The following is a 17,870-nucleotide window of genomic DNA, read 5'->3' as shown; positions in this document are numbered from 1 at the left end:
GGTCGCGCGGAGTGCTGCTAGAGCTTTCTCAGCAGAACTCGGCGTACGGCGTGATTCGCGCCCTTCTGCAGCACGAGGGTGGCGCGCGAACGGGTGGGCAGTACATTCTGCAGCAGGTTCGGCTCGTTGATCGAGGCCCAGATCGTTTGGGCGGTGTGCCGGGCCTCGTCTTCGGTGAGGCTCGAATAGCGGTGAAAATACGAGCTGGGGTTGGCGAATGCGCCGCGCTGCAGCTTCAAGAACCGCTCTTCGTACCAGTGGGCGATGTCGCTGGTACGGGCATCGACGTAGATGGTGAAGTCGAACAGGTCGCTGACGGCGAGGTTGTTGCCCGCCGCGGGCGGCTGCAGAACGTTGAGACCTTCGACGATGAGAATGTCGGGCTGGCGCACCACGATCTGCGCGTCGGGCACGATGTCGTAGCTGAGGTGAGAATAGAAGGGTGCGCGTACCTCTTCTGCACCGCTCTTCACGGCGCTGACGAAGCGCAACAGGGCACGACGGTCGTAGCTCTCGGGAAAACCTTTGCGTTCCATGATGCCGCGGCGCAGGAGTTCGCGGTTGGGCAGCAGAAAACCGTCGGTGGTGACGAGTTCGACGCGTGGGGTGTCTTCCCACCGGGCGAGCAGTTCGCGGAGCAGCCGCGCGATAGTCGACTTGCCCACCGCGACTGAGCCGGCGACACCGATGACGAAGGGTGTACTGCGGGCCTTCTCACCCAAAAATGCGCTGGTCGAACGGTGCAGGTTGTGATAACCCGCGGCATAGAGGTTGAGCAGCCGGCTGAGCGGCAAATAGACCTCGGTGACCTCTGTGATGTCAAGCGGCTCGCCGAGGCCCCGCAACTGTACAATCTCGGTTTCGAGCAGCGGGTGCGGGGTGGCTGGAGCCAGGGCGGCCCATTCGGCGCGGTCGATCTCGACAAATGGAGTGGTCTGACCCACGGCGGGAATCGACAGAGAATCAGCCATAGGTCTTCTATTGTGCCTCAACACGGGTGCTCCCCTGTAAAATCGAAACCATGTGCGGAATCGTGGGCTATGTCGGACGACCAAAAAGCCTGGAGGTTCTTCTCGGAGGCCTTGGGCGTCTCGAATATCGGGGGTACGACTCTGCGGGAGTGGCCATCATCACGGCCGGCGGTGACCTTGTCACGCGAAAGCGTGCCGGCAAGCTGGCGGTGCTGGTCGACGATCTGAAAGCCGACGCGCTCGAAGACGGTTCGACGGGCATCGGGCACACCCGGTGGGCGACCCATGGCGGGCCCACCGACCAGAACGCGCATCCGCATCTCAGCCGTGACGGCAAACTCGCCCTCATTCACAACGGCATCATCGAGAACTTCTCTGTACTGAAGGCCGAGCTGCTGGCCGACGGCTACACGTTCGAGAGCGAGACCGACACCGAGGTGGCGGCAAAGCTGCTCGGCCGGGAATACGACAAGGGCGACGGCCTCGCCGCGGCGCTCGGCCGTGTGGTGGTGCGCCTCGAGGGGGCATTCACCCTGCTTGCGCTGCACAAAGACGAGCCCGGTGTGGTGGTCGGCGCGCGTCGCAACTCGCCACTCGTCATCGGGCTGGGCGACGGCGAGAACTTTCTGGGCTCAGATGTGGCAGCGTTCGTGGAGCACACCCGCCGCGCGGTGGCCATCGGGCAAGACCAGATCGTGACCATCACCCCGACGAGCGTGCTGGTCACCGACTTCTTCGGCACCGAGGTCGAGGCAAGTGAGTTCCAGGTGTCGTGGGATGCGTCAGCGGCCGAAAAGGGCGGCTGGTCGAGCTTCATGGCGAAAGAGATCAGCGAGCAGCCCGAGGCTGTGGCGAACACCCTGCGCACCCGCATCGTCGACGGCGCCGTGGTGCTACCCGACCTCGGAGAGCTCGATGCCGAGCTCGCCGACGTCGACCGCATCGTGATCATCGCGTGCGGTACAGCGAGCTATGCGGGCATGCTCGGCAAGTACGCCATCGAGAAGTGGGCGCGCCTGCCCATCGAGGTGCAGCTCTCGCACGAGTTCCGCTACAGCGAGCCCGTTCTCACCCCCACCACGCTGGTCATCTCGATCAGCCAGTCGGGCGAGACGATGGACACGCTGATGGCCGTGAAGTACGCCATCGAGGCCGGGGCGAAGACACTCTCGATCTGCAACACCCAGGGCGCGACCATCGCCCGTGAGTCTGACGCTGTCATCTACACGCACGCCGGCCCCGAGGTGGCGGTGGCGTCGACCAAGGCGTTCGTCGCCCAGATCGCCGCTCTCTACCTGTTCGGTCTGCACCTCGCGGCGGTGCGCGGCACGCTTTCTCCCGAGGCGATCGGTGAGGCGCTCGGCGAGCTGAGCGCCATCCCCGCCAAGCTCGAGCAGGTACTGCTCACGTCGACGCGCATCACCGAGCTGGCGAAGTGGATGTCCGACACCCGCGCCGTGCTCTTCCTGGGCCGGCACGTGGGGTACCCGGTCGCGTTGGAGGGTGCGCTGAAGCTCAAAGAGCTGGCGTACATCCATGCCGAGGGCTTCGCTGCGGGCGAGCTGAAGCACGGGCCGATCGCTCTCATCGAGCCGGGCCAGCCCGTGTTCGTGGTGGTGCCGAGCCCCCGGGACCCGAACTCCCTGCATGCCAAAGTGGTGTCGAACATCCAGGAGATCCGCGCGCGCGGCGCCCGTATTCTCGCGGTTGCTGAGCAGGGTGACGCGGCGGTGCTGCCGTTCGCCGACGAGGTCATTCCGATTCCGCTCGCGGGCGCGCTGTTCGAGCCGCTGCTTGCGGTGGTTCCGCTGCAGATCTTCGCGATGGAGCTCGCCACAGCGAAGGGTCTCGACGTCGACCAGCCCCGCAACCTGGCGAAATCGGTGACCGTTGAGTAGCGGCTTCGGCCGATGATCGTCGGGGTCGGCGTCGACATCGTCGATGTGCCGCGGTTCAAACGGCAGGTCGAGCGCACACCCGCTCTCGTCGAGCGGTTGTTCGCTGTGAGCGAACGTGGTCTGGCGGTGCGCTCGCTGGCCGCTCGTTTCGCCGCGAAAGAGGCTCTCGTCAAAGCCGTCGGGGGCCCGAACGGCTTTCGCTGGCACGACATCGAGATCGTGACGAATGAGGCCGGCAGGCCGCGGTACGTGTTGAGCGGGCTGACGGCAGAGACGGTGAAGCAGCACGGCGTTTCGACGCTGCACCTGTCGATGAGCCACGACGGCGACTCTGCCTGCGCGTTCGTGGTCGCCGAGGGAGCCGGGGCCGGCGAGGGAGACGAACAATGACGACTGCGGTGCCGCTGCGGCTGGCGACGATCGACCTGGGGGCGATTGCGCACAACGTGAAGACGATCGCCACGGCCGTGGGCGGGGCCGACGTGATGGCCGTGGTCAAGGCGAACGGGTACGGGCACGGAGCGGTCGAGGTCGCCCGGGCGGCGCTCGATGCCGGCGCGACCTGGCTCGGTGTGGCCGACCTCGACGAGGCGGTGGAGCTTCGGGATGCCGGTCTCACGGCCCCCGTGCTGGCGTGGTTGCACGGGCCTCAGGCAGATTTCGAGGTCGCTGTACGCCGCGGTATCGATGTGGGCGTGAGCTCGGTGGCGCAACTGGCCGCGGTGGCTGCCGCGGTCGCGGTCGCAGATTCAGAGGCGGCGACAGCGCCGTCTCTCGGCGAGGCCACTCGGGCACGGGTTCACCTCAAGGTCGACACAGGGCTTGGGCGAAACGGAGCCGACGAGAGTCACTGGCGAGCCCTCTTCTCACGGGCCGCGGAGCTGCAGCGCACCAGCCGCATCGACGTGGTGGGGTTCTTCAGCCACCTGTCGAATGCGAACGATGCCGAAGACCTGGCGCAGCTCGGCCGGTTCGAACGGGCGCTCGCTGAGGCCCGGGAGGCGGGGTTGGCGCCCACGGTCATCCACTTGGCGTCGACGGCCGCCGCGCTCAGGCTGCCCACGACCCGGTTCTCGCTGGTGCGTATCGGCATCGGGATGTACGGGCTGTCGCCGTTCGAGGGGGTGACCTCGGGCGAGCTCGGCCTGCGACCGGCCATGACCCTCGAGGGGCGGGTGATCTCGGTGAAACGGGCCGCGCCCGGCAGCGGGGTGTCTTACGGCTACACGTATCGCACCGAAGGTGCGGCGACGCTGGCGCTGGTGGCGCTCGGCTACGCCGACGGTATTGCGCGGCTGGGGTCGAATCGGGCTCCGGTGAGTATCAACGGCGGGCGCTTTCGCGTCTCGGGGCGCATCGCGATGGATCAGTTCGTGGTCGATGTGGGCGACACCGCGGTGGCGGTGGGCGACCGAGTGGTGTTGTTCGGTGATGCGGGGGCCGGGCATCCGTCGGCCGACGACTGGGCCGAGAGCGCCGAGACCATCAACTACGAGATCGTGACGCGCATCGGGCGTCGCATCGAACGGCGGTACGTTTCATGATCGCGCCAGAATCGGATGCCCGGGTGAGTGTCGACCGGCTACAAGCTCGCTCTGGCGCTGCTCCCGAGCGGGTCGCTCGGGTCAACCTCGACGCCTTCGAGCACAATGTGCGGGTGCTGGCGGCGCTCGCCGCGCCGGCCGAGACCATGCTCGCGGTGAAGGCCGACGCGTACGGGCACGGCATGGTGGTTCTGGCCCGCGCCGCACTCGAGGCGGGGGCGGCGTCTCTGGCCGTACTCGACATTCCGGCGGCGCTCGAGCTGCGCGCGGCCGGCATCACGGCGCCCATTTTCGCGTGGATGCACGCGCCCGACGCCGACTTCGGCGCTGCAGCCGACGCCGACCTCGACCTCGGTATCTCGGCGATCTGGCAGCTCGACGCGATCGCGGCGGCCGGCTCGCGCATCGCGCCGCGGGTACATCTCAAGATCGACACCGGGCTGCACCGCAACGGCGCCACGGTGGAGCAGTGGCCGGGGCTTGTGCGGGCGGCACTGGCGGCCGATGCGGCGGGCTCGGTGAAGTTGTTCGCGGCGTGGTCGCACTTGGCTGATGCGTCTGCGGCCGACGACGAAGCCGCACTCGGGCAGTTCAGGCAGGCGGTGAGTGTCGCTGAGGGGCTCGGTGCACGGTTCACCCGGTTGCATCTCGCGGCCAGTTCGGCGGGCATCCGGATGCCCGAAGCTCGGTTCGACATGGTTCGATTCGGTATTGCGGCGTACGGTGTGACTCCGTTCGACGATGAGACGGCGCTCGAGCTGGGCCTTCGGCCGGTGATGACGCTGGTCGCTCCGGTGGTGTCGGTGAAGAGGGTGCCAGCCGGGCACGGGGTGTCGTACGGGTTCGACTACCGTACCGACGAGGAGACGACGCTGGTGCTGGTGCCGCTCGGATATGCCGACGGGGTTCCGCGGGCGGCGAGTGGGCGTGCCGAGGTGAGTATTGCCGGGTTGCGGTACCCGATCGCGGGGCGCGTGGCGATGGATCAGTTCGTGGTCGACGTGGGGCAGGCGCCGGTAGGGCTCGGCGATGAGGTGGTGGTTTTCGGGGAGACTCCGGCTGGTGCTGGTGCTGGTGCTGGTGCTGGTGCTGGTGCTGGTGTTGCTGGTGCTGGTGCCGTGCCGACCGCGGAGGAGTGGGCCGGCTGGGCGCGCACCATCGGCGATGAGATTGTGGCGCGCATCGGGCACCGGGTTGAGCGGGTGTATGTGCGCGACGGCGATGGGCGGGCGGCCGACGCGCTGGCGGCCGACGCGCTGGCGAGCGACGGGGTGGCGGGCGACGCGCTGGCGGTCGATGAGTACGCAGACCGATGGGTCATCGCCGACCCCGAGGCGATGCACGAGTTCGGAGTGCGATTCGCCGAGCGGCTGGGGGCCGGAGACCTGCTCGTACTGACCGGCGAGCTCGGAGCCGGCAAGACCACCTTCACCCGCGGGCTCGGCGAAGGGCTGGGGGTTCGTGGATCGGTGACGAGCCCGACGTTCGTGCTCGCGCGCACGCATCCGAATGCCCAGAGCGGGGTTGCGCTGGTGCACGTCGACGCGTACCGGCTCGGCAGTGCGGCTGAGCTCGACGACCTCGACATCGACTTCGACGGGTCAATCGTGGTGGTCGAGTGGGGAGCGGGCATGGTCGAGAACCTCGTCGACGACTACTACGAGCTGGTGATCGACCGGCCGCGTGGTGCGGGGGTGGGCGGCGGTGCCGGGGGCGAGCGCGGCGACGGGGGCGAAAAGTTCGACGCGGGTGAGGAGCCCATCGAGCCGCGCACGGTGACGCTCTACCGTCGGGGCGGCCGCGCATGAGTGCCGGGGGCGAACTGCTGCTGGCCATCGACACGTCGTCAGGAACCAGTGTGGCCGTCGTGCGCGGCGAACGGGTCGGCGGGCGACGGGTGCTCAGCGAAGCCACTGAACTCGACACGATGAAGCACGCCGAGGTGATCGGGCTGCTCATCGAGCGGGCGCTCGCCGAGGCCGGTGTGGTTGTCAGTGAGCTGACCGGTGTGGTCGCCGGGATGGGCCCGGGGCCGTTCACCGGGCTCCGTGTCGGCATCGCCGCGGCCCGCGCGTTCGCCCTGGGCGCCGACGTGCCGCTGCGTTCCGTGGTGAGCCACGACGCTCTTGCGTTCAGTCAGGCGCAGGCGGGCGTCACGGGTGACCTGCTCGTTGTCACCGACGCGCGCCGCCGCGAGGTGTACTGGTCGCTCTACCGCCTGGCGGCTAACCAGGGCGCTCCTGTGCGCGTCGACGGGCCGGGGCTGGCGAAACCGGATGCCCTGCCGCACCCGCACGCACTCGCTCTCGAGGCGGCAGAGGACTCCTCACGCGTCTCCGCAGGCTCCCTCGGCCTCGTGGCGCTCGAGCTGCTCACGAGCGGCGGCGAGTTCGCCGGTGACCAAGCCCTGTACCTGCGTTCGCCCGATGTGACGCTCTCGGCCGGCGCGAAGCGGGTGACGCAGTGAGCGCGGTGCCAGCCGGTGACGAAGTGCACCCCGACGCCCCCGCCCCACAGCTGCGCGTCGCCGGCCCGGCCGACCTTGACGCCATCATGGCCCTCGAGACCAGCACGTTCGGCACCGACGCCTGGTCGGTGGGCATGATGCGCCAAGACCTCGAGCTGTCGCACTGCCACTACCTCGTCGCCGAGCCGCCCGACGGCGGGCCTCTGCTCGGTTATGCCGGGTTGCTGAGCCCTCGGGGAGCAGCAGACGCCGACATCCAGACCATTGCCGTGGCTCCGGATGCCCGGCGGAACGGTCTCGGCCGAACCCTCATGACCACCCTCATCGCCGAAGCGACCCTCCGCGGCGCCAAGCGACTCTTTCTCGAGGTGCGTGCCGACAACCCGGGCGCCCAGCACCTCTACGAGACGCTCGACTTTCTCCCCATCGGTGTGCGGCGGGGTTACTACCAACCCGACAACGTCGACGCCATCGTGATGCGCCTCGACCTGCCGGCAGGAGCATCCTCATGACAGACGTGACCGAACGGCCAGAACCCGCACCCCGCGAGCCCGTCGTGCTCGGCATCGAGACGTCGTGCGACGAGACGGGCATCGGCATCGTGCGCGGCACCACGCTGCTGGCCAACGCGATCGCCTCGTCGATGGACGAGCACGCGCGGTACGGGGGAGTCGTACCCGAGATAGCGGCGCGTGCGCATCTCGAGGCTCTGGCCCCGACCATCCACTCGGCCCTCGCCGAAGCGAGGCTCGGGTGGAGCGACATCGACGCCATCGCGGTGACCTGCGGGCCCGGGCTCTCGGGCGCGCTCATGGTGGGCGTCGCGGCGGCGAAGGGGCTGGCACTCGCGACGGGCAAGCCGTTGTACGCGGTGAATCATCTGGTGGGGCACGTTGGCGTTGACCTGGTGACCCCCGACTCTGAGCCGCTCGAGTACCCGACCATCGCGCTTCTGGTTTCGGGTGGCCACACCTCGCTGCTGCTGGTGCGCGACCTGGTGTCTGACGTCGAGCTGCTCGGTGAGACGATCGACGACGCGGCGGGGGAGGCGTTCGACAAGGTGGCGCGCGTGCTCGGCCTGCCCTATCCCGGCGGCCCACACATCGACCGGGTGGCGGTGGGCGGCAATCCGAAGGCGATCCGGTTTCCGCGCGGGCTCAGCCTGCCCAAAGACATGGCGGCGCACCGCTACGACTTCTCGTTCTCGGGGCTGAAGACGGCCGTGGCGCGGTGGGTCGAGGCGCGGCGTGACCGCGGCGAAGAGTTCTCTGCGGCCGATGTGGCGGCGAGTTTTCGTGAGGCGGTGGCCGATGTGCTGCTGACGAAGGCGCTCGCAGCCTGTGCCGACCTGCAGGTGCCGCGGCTGCTGCTGGGCGGGGGCGTCGTTGCGAACGCTCGTATTCGCGAACTTGCCGCTGAACGAGCGGCTGCGGCCGGCGTGACGCTGCGCATTCCGCCGCTGGAGCTCTGCACCGACAACGGAGCGATGATTGCTGCCCTCGGCGCGCAGCTCATCATGCGCGGTCACGCGCCGTCAGAGCTGGGCTTCGGCGCCGACTCGACCCTGCCGGTGACCGACATTCAAGTTAACGTCTCACAATAGAAATTGACAGAAGTTCATTCGTGCTGCCACTATGGGCTTCGCCGTAGCGATGCCACCAGGGTCATTGCCGGCGCGTGACAAAGGAGCCAGCACCATGACTGCACCGCTGCCGTACACCTCGGGTTCACCCGTGGCGCAGAAGACGAACATCCTCGCTATCGTCGGCCTCGTGCTCTCGATCATCGGGTTCACCGTGATCGGCATCATTCTCGGGTTCGTTGGTCTGAACCAGATCAAGAAGACCGGCGAGAGCGGCCGGGGCATCGCAATCGCGGCCATCATCGTCGGTTTCGCCGAACTCATCATCGGTGCGATCTACATCGTCGTGGTCATCGCCGCAGCAACCAGCGTCTCGACCTACTGACCCAGACGGGCCATTCGCCGACGCCGCTGCGCGGCTGCTCCCGTGTGTGGGGTCAGCGCCACGGCACGGCGATGGCCTTGGCGCGGTCGCCGGCAACGAGGCCCTCAGGCGGCACTTCGAGAAAGCCATCGGCATCACCAAGGCCGCGCATCATCGCTGACCCCTGCCAAGCGCTGGTGAAGGCGCGCCCCCCGACCAGCATGAACGGCATGAGCAGCGTCGAGCCGGTGCGCCCCGCAGTATCGGCTCCGACAACGGTAGTCATCAGGTCGGTGGATGCCCGCCCGGCCATCACCCGCACCAGAGGTATGACGGTGATGACCAGTGCGGCCATCGCTGCCAGCGGATTGCCCGGCAGACACACGATGACGCTGCCGTTCGGTGCCATTGCGAGCAGAGTGGGGCCGCCCGGGCGCACGTTGATTCCGTCGAACAGAGTCGCCCCGCCGACGGCTCCCACCGCTCTGCGGAGGTGATCGGCTGACGACCTGCCGGTGCCTCCTGTTGTGATGACGAGCTGGCTGTCGGAGAGGCTCTGCTCGAGCGCATCGACCGTCGCCGGCAGTGAGTCGCCGACGCGCAGCCGGCCGATGACCTCGGCTCCGTGCAAGCGGAGGAGGGCGGGCAGCTGAGGGCCGAACGTATCGCGAACACGGCCGGGCTCCGGTATTCCGTGTTCGATGACCTCGTCGCCCGTGAAGACGAAACGAACGCGTGGGCGTCGGATCACCGAGATTTCATCGTGTGCGGCCAGGGCGGCCAGCGCGATGTGCGCCGGATTGATGACCGTACCGGCTGCGATGACGAGTTCGCCGGCCCGCGCTTCTTCGCTCGGTAAACGAATGTGCTGCCCCGGCAGTGGTTCGCCGGCGCGCGCGCCCGGGCCGACAGAGAGATGACGTTGCTGGCCTGGCTGAGCCGACGGGGTCAGAGCGTGCTCGCTTCGGAGAACTGCCGTGGTGCCCGCCGGAACGAGGCCACCCGTAACGATCCCCTCCGCGTGGCCCGCCTCGAGGCCGGAGCGGGCAGTGGTGAAGGCAGAGCCCGGGGCGGTGACGGGGTCGTCGATGAGCCACGGCCCGGTTCCGGCGACGGCCCAGCCATCCATGGCCGCCGAGGCGAAGTGCGGAACGGCTTGCATCGTGTGGAGGTCGGCTGCGCTCACCCGGCCGAGGGCCTCGTCGATCGGAATCGACTCGCTTGCATTCGGCGAGGCCGCGTCCGTGGCGATTCGCATCGCGTCGCGCCAGCCGATCGTGCGGTGCGGTTCTGCGCGGCCGCTGCCCGAATCGGCGTCGAGTTGGTCTGACGCCGAATGGTTCACGGTTGGGGCTCCGGGGGAATCTGTGTCGAGTCGACCCAGCGCGTGGCGAAGTCCTCAGCAGCGGCGACGTACTGGGTGACGGGGTCTGCCGCAGACTGCGCGGCGAGGCCTGCTGCGTAGCCGGCGACGAAGGTGGTGAGCGGAGCGGCTGGGCGCACGACGGCATGGGCGGCGGTGCCGGCGAGCGCGAGGATGGCGTCGATGTGTTGCGTGAGGTCGGGGTGGGGCGATTCGGGGTCGCCTCCCAGCAGCTCGAGCGTGAGGTCGGCAACCCACCGTCTCACGAGGGCGGCCTGGTCTCTTTCAGCTACGGGAACGCCTGCGGGTGTGCTCATAGGGTCTACTCCTGGGGTTCTGGATGCGATGTGGTCGATTCCGGCGGCGGTCGCGTCGGCCCAGGTGTCGATGTCTCTGGTCGACGAGTCGGGCACCGGCACCTCCGTGAGGTAGAGAGCCTCGAGGAGGCCCCGAACCGAGAGCCCGTCGATCGGGCCGTCGACACGTGCGTGAACCACGGCACGCGCGAGCGCGGCCCGTCGATACACACCGGCCAACACCTGGCGGCGACCACTGCTGTCGATCGCGACGACTCCGTCGGGGCCAGCGGTGTCAGGCCCAGCGGTGTTGGGCTCCGACTGCTGCGCCGGCTCTGATCGCATCAGCTCGGCAGCGCTGGCCCGCAGTACGTCGACCGCCTCGGCGATGGCCGGCATGTCGCAGGCCAGCACGAGAACGAAGGCCGCGTCGGCCCCGGCCAGCACGCGAGCACTGCCGAGCGCATCGACACGTTCGACGGCATCGAGCGCGTCGAGGCCGGCGGCGATGGCCGCCGCGGGGCCGCCGAACGCCGGATGCTCTCGAGTGACGAGCAGCCGGGGTGACAATGGCAGCTCGACGTCTCCGACGACAACGCACCGCCGGGCATCCGGTACCGCCTCGAAAGTGCGCTGCAAGAGTGTCTGCCCACCCAGCATCAACCCCGATTTGGGCACGCCACCCAGGCGCGACGAACGCCCACCCGCAAGAACGATGGCGTCGAAGTTCATGCGAGCAACTTTAGAGTGTGTTGCGTTTCGTTGTGCCCCCTTGCAGGGAATGATATGTATGAAGGATGGGCAGAATCACGGCACGAAGACGAGTCACTCGCATAACGATCGGTGCTGCTGCCCTTCGGCAGGAAGACGTGCTCGCGGTTGAAGAGCCGCTTGAGATCCGCGTGGGCGGCCGGGCGCTCGTGATCACGATGCGAACCCCCGGGCACGACTTCGATCTGGCCGCCGGTTTTCTGGTCTCCGAGGGTGTCATCTCCGGCCGTGACGACTTCGCGGCGGCTCGGTACTGCGCCGGCGCAGAGGTCGACGGCGAGAACACGTTCAACGTGCTCGATGTCACCCTGGGATTCGGGGTTGCCGCCCCCGACCCGAGCCTCGAGCGAAACTTCTACACGACGAGCTCGTGCGGCATCTGCGGCAAGGCCAGCATCGACGCCGTTCGCACGCTCTCGGCGTTTACTGTCGCGGGCGACACCGTACAGATCGACGCGTCGCTTCTCGCGACCTTCCCTGGCCGCCTGCGCGAAGGCCAGAACGTCTTCGACAAGACGGGCGGATTGCACGCTGCCGCACTGTTCGACGCGGCAACGGGTGAGATGCTCGTGCTTCGCGAAGACGTCGGCCGGCACAACTCGGTCGACAAAGTGGTGGGCTGGGCCGTCACGAACGGACTGCTGCCACTTCGCAGCACCGTTCTGATGGTGTCGGGTCGGGCGAGCTTCGAGCTCGCCCAGAAGGCGTCGATGGCGGGTATTCCCATTCTGGCGGCCGTCTCAGCCCCGTCATCGCTCGCCGTCGAACTTGCCGCAGAGCTCGGGATGACGGTGGTCGGGTTTCTGCGCGGCCCCTCGATGGTCGTCTACAGCTCTGACGAGCGCATAATCTCAGAAAAGGTTGCCATCTCATGAGTAAGAAGCCGCTGAACGACGGATCGAGCTACCCCGACCTGAAGGTCGGCCCGAACAAGCACGAAGCCGTGGGGCTGCCGGGCATCTTCCACTCGATGGAGCCCGCTCTCACGAAGCTCGGCCCCAGCCGCACCGCGAAGCTGCTCACGTCGATCAATCAGAAAGACGGCTTCGACTGCATGAGTTGCGCGTGGCCCGACCCCGACAACCGAAAGGCGCTCGAGTTCTGCGAGAACGGCGCCAAAGCGGTGACGTGGGAGGCGACGCCGGTGACCGTACCGACGGCGTTCTGGGCCGAGAACTCGCTCACCTCGCTGCTAGACAAGTCGGAGTACTGGCTCGGCATGCAGGGCCGGTTGACCGAACCCGTGTTCAAGCCGGCCGGCTCAGATCACTACGAACCGGTCAGCTGGGAGCGCGCGTTCAGCATCGTCGCCGAGAAGCTGAACGGGCTCGATTCGCCCGACCGGGCATCCTTCTACACCAGCGGCCGTACGGCCAACGAGACCGCATTCATCTACCAACTCTTCGTGCGCGCGTTCGGTACGAACAACCTGCCCGACTGCTCGAACATGTGCCACGAGTCGACCGGAACCGCTCTCGGCGAGACCATCGGCATCGGCAAGTCGACCATTGCGTACGACGACTTCGAGCACACCGACCTGATCATCATCATGGGTCAGAACCCGGGTACGAATCATCCCCGCATGCTGACCGCTCTCGAAGATGCCAAGAAGACAGGGGCCACCATCGTGGCAGTGAACCCGCTGCCCGAGGCGGGCCTCTTTCGCTACAAGAACCCGCAGACCGTTCGTGGGCTCGTCGGGCACGGCACGCCCCTCGCCGACCAGTTTCTGCAGATTCGTTCGGGCGGCGACATGGCCCTGCTGCAGGCAGTGGCGAAACGCGTGCTCGAGGCCGAAGACCGGGCGCCCGGCACGGTGCTCGACCATGAGTTTCTGGCCGAATACACGCTCGGGCTCGAAGAGCTGAAAGCGCACCTCATCGACCTCGACGAGGCCGATGTGCTCACGGCGACAGGGCTCGCCTCGGCGGAGATCGACGAGCTGGCAGCGCGGTACATCGCCGCCGACCGCACGATCATCACGTGGGCGATGGGCCTCACCCAGCAGAAGAAGGCCGTCGAGACGCTGCGCGACCTGATCAACCTGCTGCTGCTGCGCGGCAACATCGGCCGGCCGGGCGCCGGTGCCTCGCCCATCCGCGGCCACAGCAATGTTCAGGGCGACCGCACGATGGGTGTCTGGGAGCAGATGAGCGACAGCTTTCTCGACGCCCTCGGCCGCGAGTTCGACTTCGAGCCGCCCCGCAAGCACGGCACGGATGCCCTGCAGACCATCGAGGCAATGCAGCGCGGTGACATCGCTGTGTTCTTCGCCATGGGTGGCAACTTCGTGAGCGCCATCTCCGACACCCAGGCGGCGGAGGCCGCGATGCGCGGAACCGAGCTCACCGTTCAGGTCTCGACGAAGCTCAACAGATCCCACGTCGTCACGGGTGAAGCCGCCCTCATTCTGCCGACGCTCGGGCGCACCGAGATCGACCTGCAACGTTCGGGCGCGCAATTCGTCTCGGTCGAAGACAGCGTGTGTGCTGTGCACGGGTCGCACGGGCGGATCCCTCCGGTTGCGCCGGGCATCCTGTCAGAGGTTGCGATCGTCACACGGCTCGCTCGCGCCACGCTCGGCGAGAACACCAGCATCGGCTGGGCGGGCTTCGAAGCCGACTACGACGTCATTCGTGACCACATCTCGCGCGTTGTTCCCGGCTTCGAGAGCTTCAACACCGACGTGCGTCGCAAGGGCGGCTTCGTCTTGCCGAACGGGCCGCGCGACTCGCGCACCTTCAACACGGCCACGGGTAAGGCCATGATCACCGTCAACCACCTCGAGCCCATCGTGCGGCCGGAGGGCCGACTCATTCTGCAGACCCTGCGCTCGCACGACCAGTTCAACACGACCATCTACAGTCTCAACGACCGGTACCGCGGCATCAAGAACGGTCGCGACGTGATCTTCGTGCACCCCGACGACATCGCCGAGCTGGGGCTCACCGACGGCCAGCGGGTCGACATCTACAGCGAGTGGCCGGGTGAACCCGACCGCGTGCTGCCCAACTACCGCGTTGTCACGTATCCGACGGCGAAGGGATGCGCGGCGGCATACTTTCCGGAGGCGAACGTGCTCATTCCACTCGCAAGCTCGGCCGATCGGAGCAACACTCCCGTGTCGAAGGCGATCATGGTGCGGCTGCAACCTGTGGTGGCGCTGGTCGACTGAGCGTGCACCGTTCGCCGACGGCCAGCTGCCAAAAGGTGAGGAGAACGTAGAGAAAGGCCGATGGGGGTGCCGCTCGTCGTCGGTCGCTCGCTAGGCTCTGTGGTGATAGGAGGCTCTGTGAAACTCACAGACTCCGCGTCGACGGCGGCGCTGTAGCGACAGCGCCCTACGATTTGTCAATCGGAAGGAATCGTCTCAATGACCGATCCACACACACCCTCAGGCGAGAACACCCCCGCGAATCTGCCGCTCGGCGGGTCTGACACGCCGCCGCCGGCCCCCGCGCCTGATTTCGAGCCCAGCGCGCCACCTGCACCGCCCGTGCCGCCCGTGGCCCCGGTCGCGCCCCCCGTCGCGCCGCCGACGTACGGTGTTGTTCCTCCTGCGCCTCCTGCGCCCCCGGCCTACAGTGCCCCGGCTGCCGCGCCGAACTACGGCGCTCCCGCCGCCACGCCGAACTACGGCGCTCCTGCGTACGGTGCTCCGGCATACGGTGCGCCGCCCATCGGCTATGCGGCGCCGACGGCAGGCAAGACGCCGATTCTGAGCATCATCGGCATGATCGTGGGCATCGTCGGCATTCTGATCTCGTTCATCAGCTATGGCATCGGCGGGTTCATTTTCTCAGTCGCAGCGGTGGTGCTCGGGTTTGTCGGAATGAAAAAAGAGCCGGCCGCGAAGGGCTTCTGGCTCACCGCGATCATCACCGGTTTCTTCGGTATTCTGCTGTCGATCGTTCTGATCACTGTGCTGATCGTCATTATTGCGAGCGCGTCCAGTTCGAGCACCTACTCCTACTGATCACAGCGTTGTTGACGCGGGTGTGGTGCGGGGCCTCGGCTCTGCGTCACACCCGGTCGGCGAGTATCGCCACGTGCTTCCCGTCGATGCGCGTGATGAAGAGCGTCGCGGACTCGGGCCCCGACAGCGCGAGCTTCGGTCGCAGCAGCGCCGGGTCGACGTCGACACCACGTTTCTTGATCTCGAGCGCGCCGATCTTTCGTGCCCGCAGCTCGCGCTTCAGCGCAGCGGTCGTGTAGGGCAGCACCTCCCGCACCCGAAACGCCGTCGCGAACGCAGTGGCACGGTGCTCGTCTGCCGTGAGGTACGCGATCTGCGACGACACCATTCGCGCATCGAGCGACCGAGCCAGGTCGCCGATGAGTCGGGCTCGAATCACACTGCCGTCGGGCTCGTAGAGGTACTCACCGAGCGGCCCCGGTTCGACGTCGTCGCTGTCGGCGCCCGCGGTCAGCTCGTCATGCGAGTTCGCCGTGATCACGAGCGCCGAGCGCCGGATGCCCGGGCGGGCCAGTGCCCCGAACCACAACCCCGTCTCGACCACACTGCCGTCGACGGAGACCCACTGCGCCTCGGCCTCGGCCGGCAGTAGAGCGCGATCGAGCCCGGGGCCGAGTTTGACCCCCACGGGCATCCGTTCAGCCAGTGCGAACGCGAAGTCGAGCGACGGGCTGAAGTCGTTCGGGTCGGTGAGGCGCGAAGTGTTGTTGTGGCCGGCGGTTCGGCGGGCCGGGTCGAGGTACACCGCGTCGACGCGCGAGACGTCGAATGCCTCGGCGTCGCCCTGTTCAACGCTCGCACTGGGAAAGGGAGCGAGGTTGTACGCCGCGATGGCGGCCGTGACCTCGTCACGTTCGACCGCGGTGACGTCGATGTCGAGTGCGGCGAGGGCGAGCGCATCGGCGCCGATGCCGCAGCCGAGGTCGGCCACACGGTGAAGGCCCGCCGCACGAAAGCGGCCCGCGTGCAGCGCGGCGACGTTCAGCCGGGTGGCCTGTTCGAGGCCCGCGTCGGTGAACAGCATGCGCCCGGCGAACTCGCCGAACTTCGCGCCCGCCTTGGCGCGCAGCCGGGCTTGGGTCATGACTGCGCCGACGAGGGCGGCGGAGTGCCCGGTCTTTCGCAGATCTGCCACGGAGCGCACGATATTGGTGCCCGTCGTGTACGGCGGAAGCGAGTCGAGCAGCCGCAAGCCCTCGGCCGTCATCAGGGTTTCGAGCTCGGTTCTCAACACCTCGTCAGTTTAGACGTGAGCCGTCACGCATTGGCACTCAGGTTGACCGAGTGCTAGAAACCCCCCTAAACTTCTATTAGCACTCTCAGTGTGAGTGTGCCAAAAACATGACTTTTGAACCGAAGAAAGAAGAGGTCAACAGTGTCGGTCTCCATCAAGCCGCTCGAAGATCGCATCGTCATCAAGCAGGTCGAAGCAGAAACGACGACCGCGTCTGGTCTCGTCATTCCTGACACGGCCAAAGAGAAGCCTCAAGAGGGCGTCGTCGAAGCCGTCGGCCCCGGTCGCATCGACGACAACGGCAACCGCGTGCCCCTCGACGTTTCGGTCGGTGACAAGGTTCTGTACTCGAAGTACGGCGGAACCGAGGTCAAGTACAACGGCGAAGAGTACCTCGTACTCTCGGCTCGCGACGTGCTGGCTGTTATCGTTCGATAGTGAGTTCACTGAAAAAGCCCGGGCCGAGTAGGTCCGGGCTTTTTTATGCCCTCGGGGCCTACCTCATCTGGGGCCTGCTGCCGCTCTACTTCGTCTTGCTTGCGCCCGCCAACGCATTCGAGATCGTGGCCTGGCGGGTGATCTGGGCGCTCGCCGTCTGCGCCGTGCTGCTCACGGTCGTGCGCGGCTGGCCGCGTTTTCTCGCCGTCTTCCGCCAGCCCCGGCTCGTGCTGGTCATGGGCCTCGCCGGCGTTCTGATCTACATCAATTGGCAGACGTACGTCATCGCCAGCACGAGCGGCCAGATTCTCGAGGCATCGCTCGGCTACTTCATCAATCCCATCGTGACGATTCTGCTCGGCGTCTTCATCTTGCGCGAGAGGCTCCGGATGCTGCAGTGGGTGAGCCTTGGCATCAGCCTCCTCGCCGTGGTGGTGCTGACCATCGGCTACGGCGCCATTCCGTGGATCTCGCTCATCCTTGCGGGGTCGTTCGGTACCTATGGTCTGCTGAAGAAGCAGGTCGGCCCCCGCATCGACGCCATCAACGGCCTCACGCTAGAGTCGCTCTGGTTGGCACCGCTGATGATCGTGCAGCTCAGCGTGGTCGGGGCCACCACAGGGCTGACGTTCGCCTCGCAGGGCGGCTGGCACACGGCAGGCCTCGTCGGGGCCGGTGTCGTCACGGCCGCTCCCTTGCTGCTTTTCGCGTCGGCCTCGAAGCGCATGCCGCTCGTCTACCTCGGTTTCGTGCAGTACCTCACACCGATAATGCAGTTCGTGGTGGGTGTGTTCATCCTGGGCGAACCCATGCCCCCCGAGCGCCTCGCCGGCTTCGCCATCGTGTGGATCGCCCTCATTGTGCTCACCGTCGACCTCGTGCGTGCGCGTCGCCCCCGGGCGCTCGTTACATAGATGTAACGCCGCTGTATTCATCTGGGTGCATTCTCGGGCTAATCTCACAGGG

Annotated in this window: 17 protein-coding genes; 13 read left to right on the top strand and 4 right to left on the bottom strand. The window is 67.1% G+C overall.

Annotation, left to right across the window (positions count from 1 at the left end; translation table 11 throughout):
• Positions 1-17 precede the first annotated feature (17 nt).
• On the bottom strand, positions 18-971 hold the full coding sequence (gene coaA, locus QN358_RS04505; RefSeq protein ID WP_136641132.1) for a type I pantothenate kinase: 954 nt from the start codon (positions 969-971) through the stop codon (positions 18-20).
• 50 nt (positions 972-1,021) lie between these two features.
• Here coaA and glmS point away from each other — a divergent pair, with 50 nt between their 5' ends.
• The 8 genes from glmS to QN358_RS04465 all read left to right on the top strand — a co-directional run bounded on the left by glmS (position 1,022) and on the right by QN358_RS04465 (position 8,847).
• Positions 1,022-2,869 (top strand): glutamine--fructose-6-phosphate transaminase (isomerizing), encoded by a 1,848-nt coding sequence (gene glmS / locus QN358_RS04500; RefSeq protein ID WP_323511721.1) that lies wholly within the window; start codon positions 1,022-1,024, stop codon positions 2,867-2,869.
• 12 nt (positions 2,870-2,881) lie between these two features.
• Positions 2,882-3,259: a holo-ACP synthase gene (locus QN358_RS04495; protein WP_136641134.1), complete on the top strand. Its 378-nt coding sequence runs from the start codon at positions 2,882-2,884 to the stop codon at positions 3,257-3,259.
• Complete coding sequence (gene alr, locus QN358_RS04490; RefSeq protein ID WP_323511720.1) at positions 3,256-4,413, top strand: alanine racemase; 1,158 nt, start codon at positions 3,256-3,258, stop codon at positions 4,411-4,413. The genes QN358_RS04495 and alr (QN358_RS04490) overlap by 4 nt, the downstream gene beginning before the upstream one ends.
• A complete protein-coding gene (alr, locus tag QN358_RS04485) occupies positions 4,410-6,221 on the top strand; it encodes an alanine racemase (RefSeq protein WP_323511719.1) in 1,812 nt (603 codons plus the stop codon). Before alr (QN358_RS04490) ends, alr (QN358_RS04485) begins: the two co-directional genes overlap by 4 nt.
• On the top strand, positions 6,218-6,880 hold the full coding sequence (tsaB, locus tag QN358_RS04480) for a tRNA (adenosine(37)-N6)-threonylcarbamoyltransferase complex dimerization subunit type 1 TsaB (RefSeq protein ID WP_237280263.1): 663 nt from the start codon (positions 6,218-6,220) through the stop codon (positions 6,878-6,880). Before alr (QN358_RS04485) ends, tsaB begins: the two co-directional genes overlap by 4 nt.
• On the top strand, positions 6,877-7,392 hold the full coding sequence (rimI, locus tag QN358_RS04475) for a ribosomal protein S18-alanine N-acetyltransferase (RefSeq protein WP_323511718.1): 516 nt from the start codon (positions 6,877-6,879) through the stop codon (positions 7,390-7,392). Before tsaB ends, rimI begins: the two co-directional genes overlap by 4 nt.
• The gene (tsaD, locus tag QN358_RS04470; RefSeq protein WP_323511717.1) at positions 7,389-8,483 is read left to right on the top strand and encodes a tRNA (adenosine(37)-N6)-threonylcarbamoyltransferase complex transferase subunit TsaD; all 1,095 of its coding nucleotides are present in this window, start codon (positions 7,389-7,391) and stop codon (positions 8,481-8,483) included. The genes rimI and tsaD overlap by 4 nt, the downstream gene beginning before the upstream one ends.
• A gap of 94 nt (positions 8,484-8,577) precedes the next feature.
• Positions 8,578-8,847, top strand: a complete 270-nt coding sequence (locus QN358_RS04465; RefSeq protein ID WP_136641137.1) for a DUF4190 domain-containing protein — start codon at positions 8,578-8,580, stop codon at positions 8,845-8,847.
• A 52-nt stretch (positions 8,848-8,899) separates the two neighbouring features.
• On the opposite strand, the gene QN358_RS04460 is transcribed toward QN358_RS04465, so the two are convergent.
• Both QN358_RS04460 and QN358_RS18830 read right to left on the bottom strand, forming a co-directional pair.
• Positions 8,900-10,171, bottom strand: coding sequence for a molybdopterin molybdotransferase MoeA (locus tag QN358_RS04460; RefSeq protein ID WP_323511716.1), 1,272 nt, complete (start codon positions 10,169-10,171; stop codon positions 8,900-8,902).
• Positions 10,168-11,217, bottom strand: coding sequence for an NTP transferase domain-containing protein (locus tag QN358_RS18830; RefSeq protein WP_416351953.1), 1,050 nt, complete (start codon positions 11,215-11,217; stop codon positions 10,168-10,170). The genes QN358_RS04460 and QN358_RS18830 overlap by 4 nt, the downstream gene beginning before the upstream one ends.
• Before the next feature lie 65 nt (positions 11,218-11,282).
• On the opposite strand from QN358_RS18830, the gene fdhD reads away from it, so the two are divergent.
• The 3 genes from fdhD (at position 11,283) to QN358_RS04435 (ending at position 15,232) form a co-directional block, all read left to right on the top strand.
• Positions 11,283-12,131 (top strand): formate dehydrogenase accessory sulfurtransferase FdhD, encoded by an 849-nt coding sequence (gene fdhD / locus QN358_RS04445; protein WP_323511715.1) that lies wholly within the window; start codon positions 11,283-11,285, stop codon positions 12,129-12,131.
• On the top strand, positions 12,128-14,431 hold the full coding sequence (locus QN358_RS04440; RefSeq protein ID WP_323511714.1) for an FdhF/YdeP family oxidoreductase: 2,304 nt from the start codon (positions 12,128-12,130) through the stop codon (positions 14,429-14,431). The genes fdhD and QN358_RS04440 overlap by 4 nt, the downstream gene beginning before the upstream one ends.
• Before the next feature lie 198 nt (positions 14,432-14,629).
• Complete coding sequence (locus QN358_RS04435) at positions 14,630-15,232, top strand: hypothetical protein (RefSeq protein ID WP_136641142.1); 603 nt, start codon at positions 14,630-14,632, stop codon at positions 15,230-15,232.
• Between the two features lie 46 nt (positions 15,233-15,278).
• On the opposite strand, the gene QN358_RS04430 is transcribed toward QN358_RS04435, so the two are convergent.
• Positions 15,279-16,466, bottom strand: coding sequence for a class I SAM-dependent methyltransferase (locus QN358_RS04430; protein WP_136641143.1), 1,188 nt, complete (start codon positions 16,464-16,466; stop codon positions 15,279-15,281).
• A 141-nt stretch (positions 16,467-16,607) separates the two neighbouring features.
• Here QN358_RS04430 and groES point away from each other — a divergent pair, with 141 nt between their 5' ends.
• Entirely contained in the window at positions 16,608-16,904 is a 297-nt protein-coding gene (gene groES, locus QN358_RS04425; protein ID WP_116283854.1) for a co-chaperone GroES, read from the top strand.
• Positions 16,904-17,818, top strand: a complete 915-nt coding sequence (gene rarD, locus QN358_RS04420) for an EamA family transporter RarD (RefSeq protein ID WP_136641144.1) — start codon at positions 16,904-16,906, stop codon at positions 17,816-17,818. Before groES ends, rarD begins: the two co-directional genes overlap by 1 nt.
• Positions 17,819-17,870 lie beyond the last annotated feature (52 nt).

It is taken from the genome of Subtercola sp. RTI3, assembly GCF_035018625.1.
Lineage (GTDB): Bacteria > Actinomycetota > Actinomycetes > Actinomycetales > Microbacteriaceae > Subtercola > Subtercola vilae.
Note: the sequence above shows the minus strand (reverse complement) of the source record. Positions and strands in the feature narration are given on the sequence as shown.

Coding starts and splice junctions, on each gene's coding strand:
- coaA (WP_136641132.1), bottom strand. CDS start 971: ATGGCTGATTCTCTGTCGATTCCCGCCGTGGGTCAGACCACTCCATTT.
- glmS (WP_323511721.1), top strand. CDS start 1,022: ATGTGCGGAATCGTGGGCTATGTCGGACGACCAAAAAGCCTGGAGGTT.
- QN358_RS04495 (WP_136641134.1), top strand. CDS start 2,882: ATGATCGTCGGGGTCGGCGTCGACATCGTCGATGTGCCGCGGTTCAAA.
- alr (WP_323511720.1), top strand. CDS start 3,256: ATGACGACTGCGGTGCCGCTGCGGCTGGCGACGATCGACCTGGGGGCG.
- alr (WP_323511719.1), top strand. CDS start 4,410: ATGATCGCGCCAGAATCGGATGCCCGGGTGAGTGTCGACCGGCTACAA.
- tsaB (WP_237280263.1), top strand. CDS start 6,218: ATGAGTGCCGGGGGCGAACTGCTGCTGGCCATCGACACGTCGTCAGGA.
- tsaD (WP_323511717.1), top strand. CDS start 7,389: ATGACAGACGTGACCGAACGGCCAGAACCCGCACCCCGCGAGCCCGTC.
- QN358_RS04465 (WP_136641137.1), top strand. CDS start 8,578: ATGACTGCACCGCTGCCGTACACCTCGGGTTCACCCGTGGCGCAGAAG.
- QN358_RS18830 (WP_416351953.1), bottom strand. CDS start 11,217: ATGAACTTCGACGCCATCGTTCTTGCGGGTGGGCGTTCGTCGCGCCTG.
- fdhD (WP_323511715.1), top strand. CDS start 11,283: ATGGGCAGAATCACGGCACGAAGACGAGTCACTCGCATAACGATCGGT.
- QN358_RS04440 (WP_323511714.1), top strand. CDS start 12,128: ATGAGTAAGAAGCCGCTGAACGACGGATCGAGCTACCCCGACCTGAAG.
- QN358_RS04435 (WP_136641142.1), top strand. CDS start 14,630: ATGACCGATCCACACACACCCTCAGGCGAGAACACCCCCGCGAATCTG.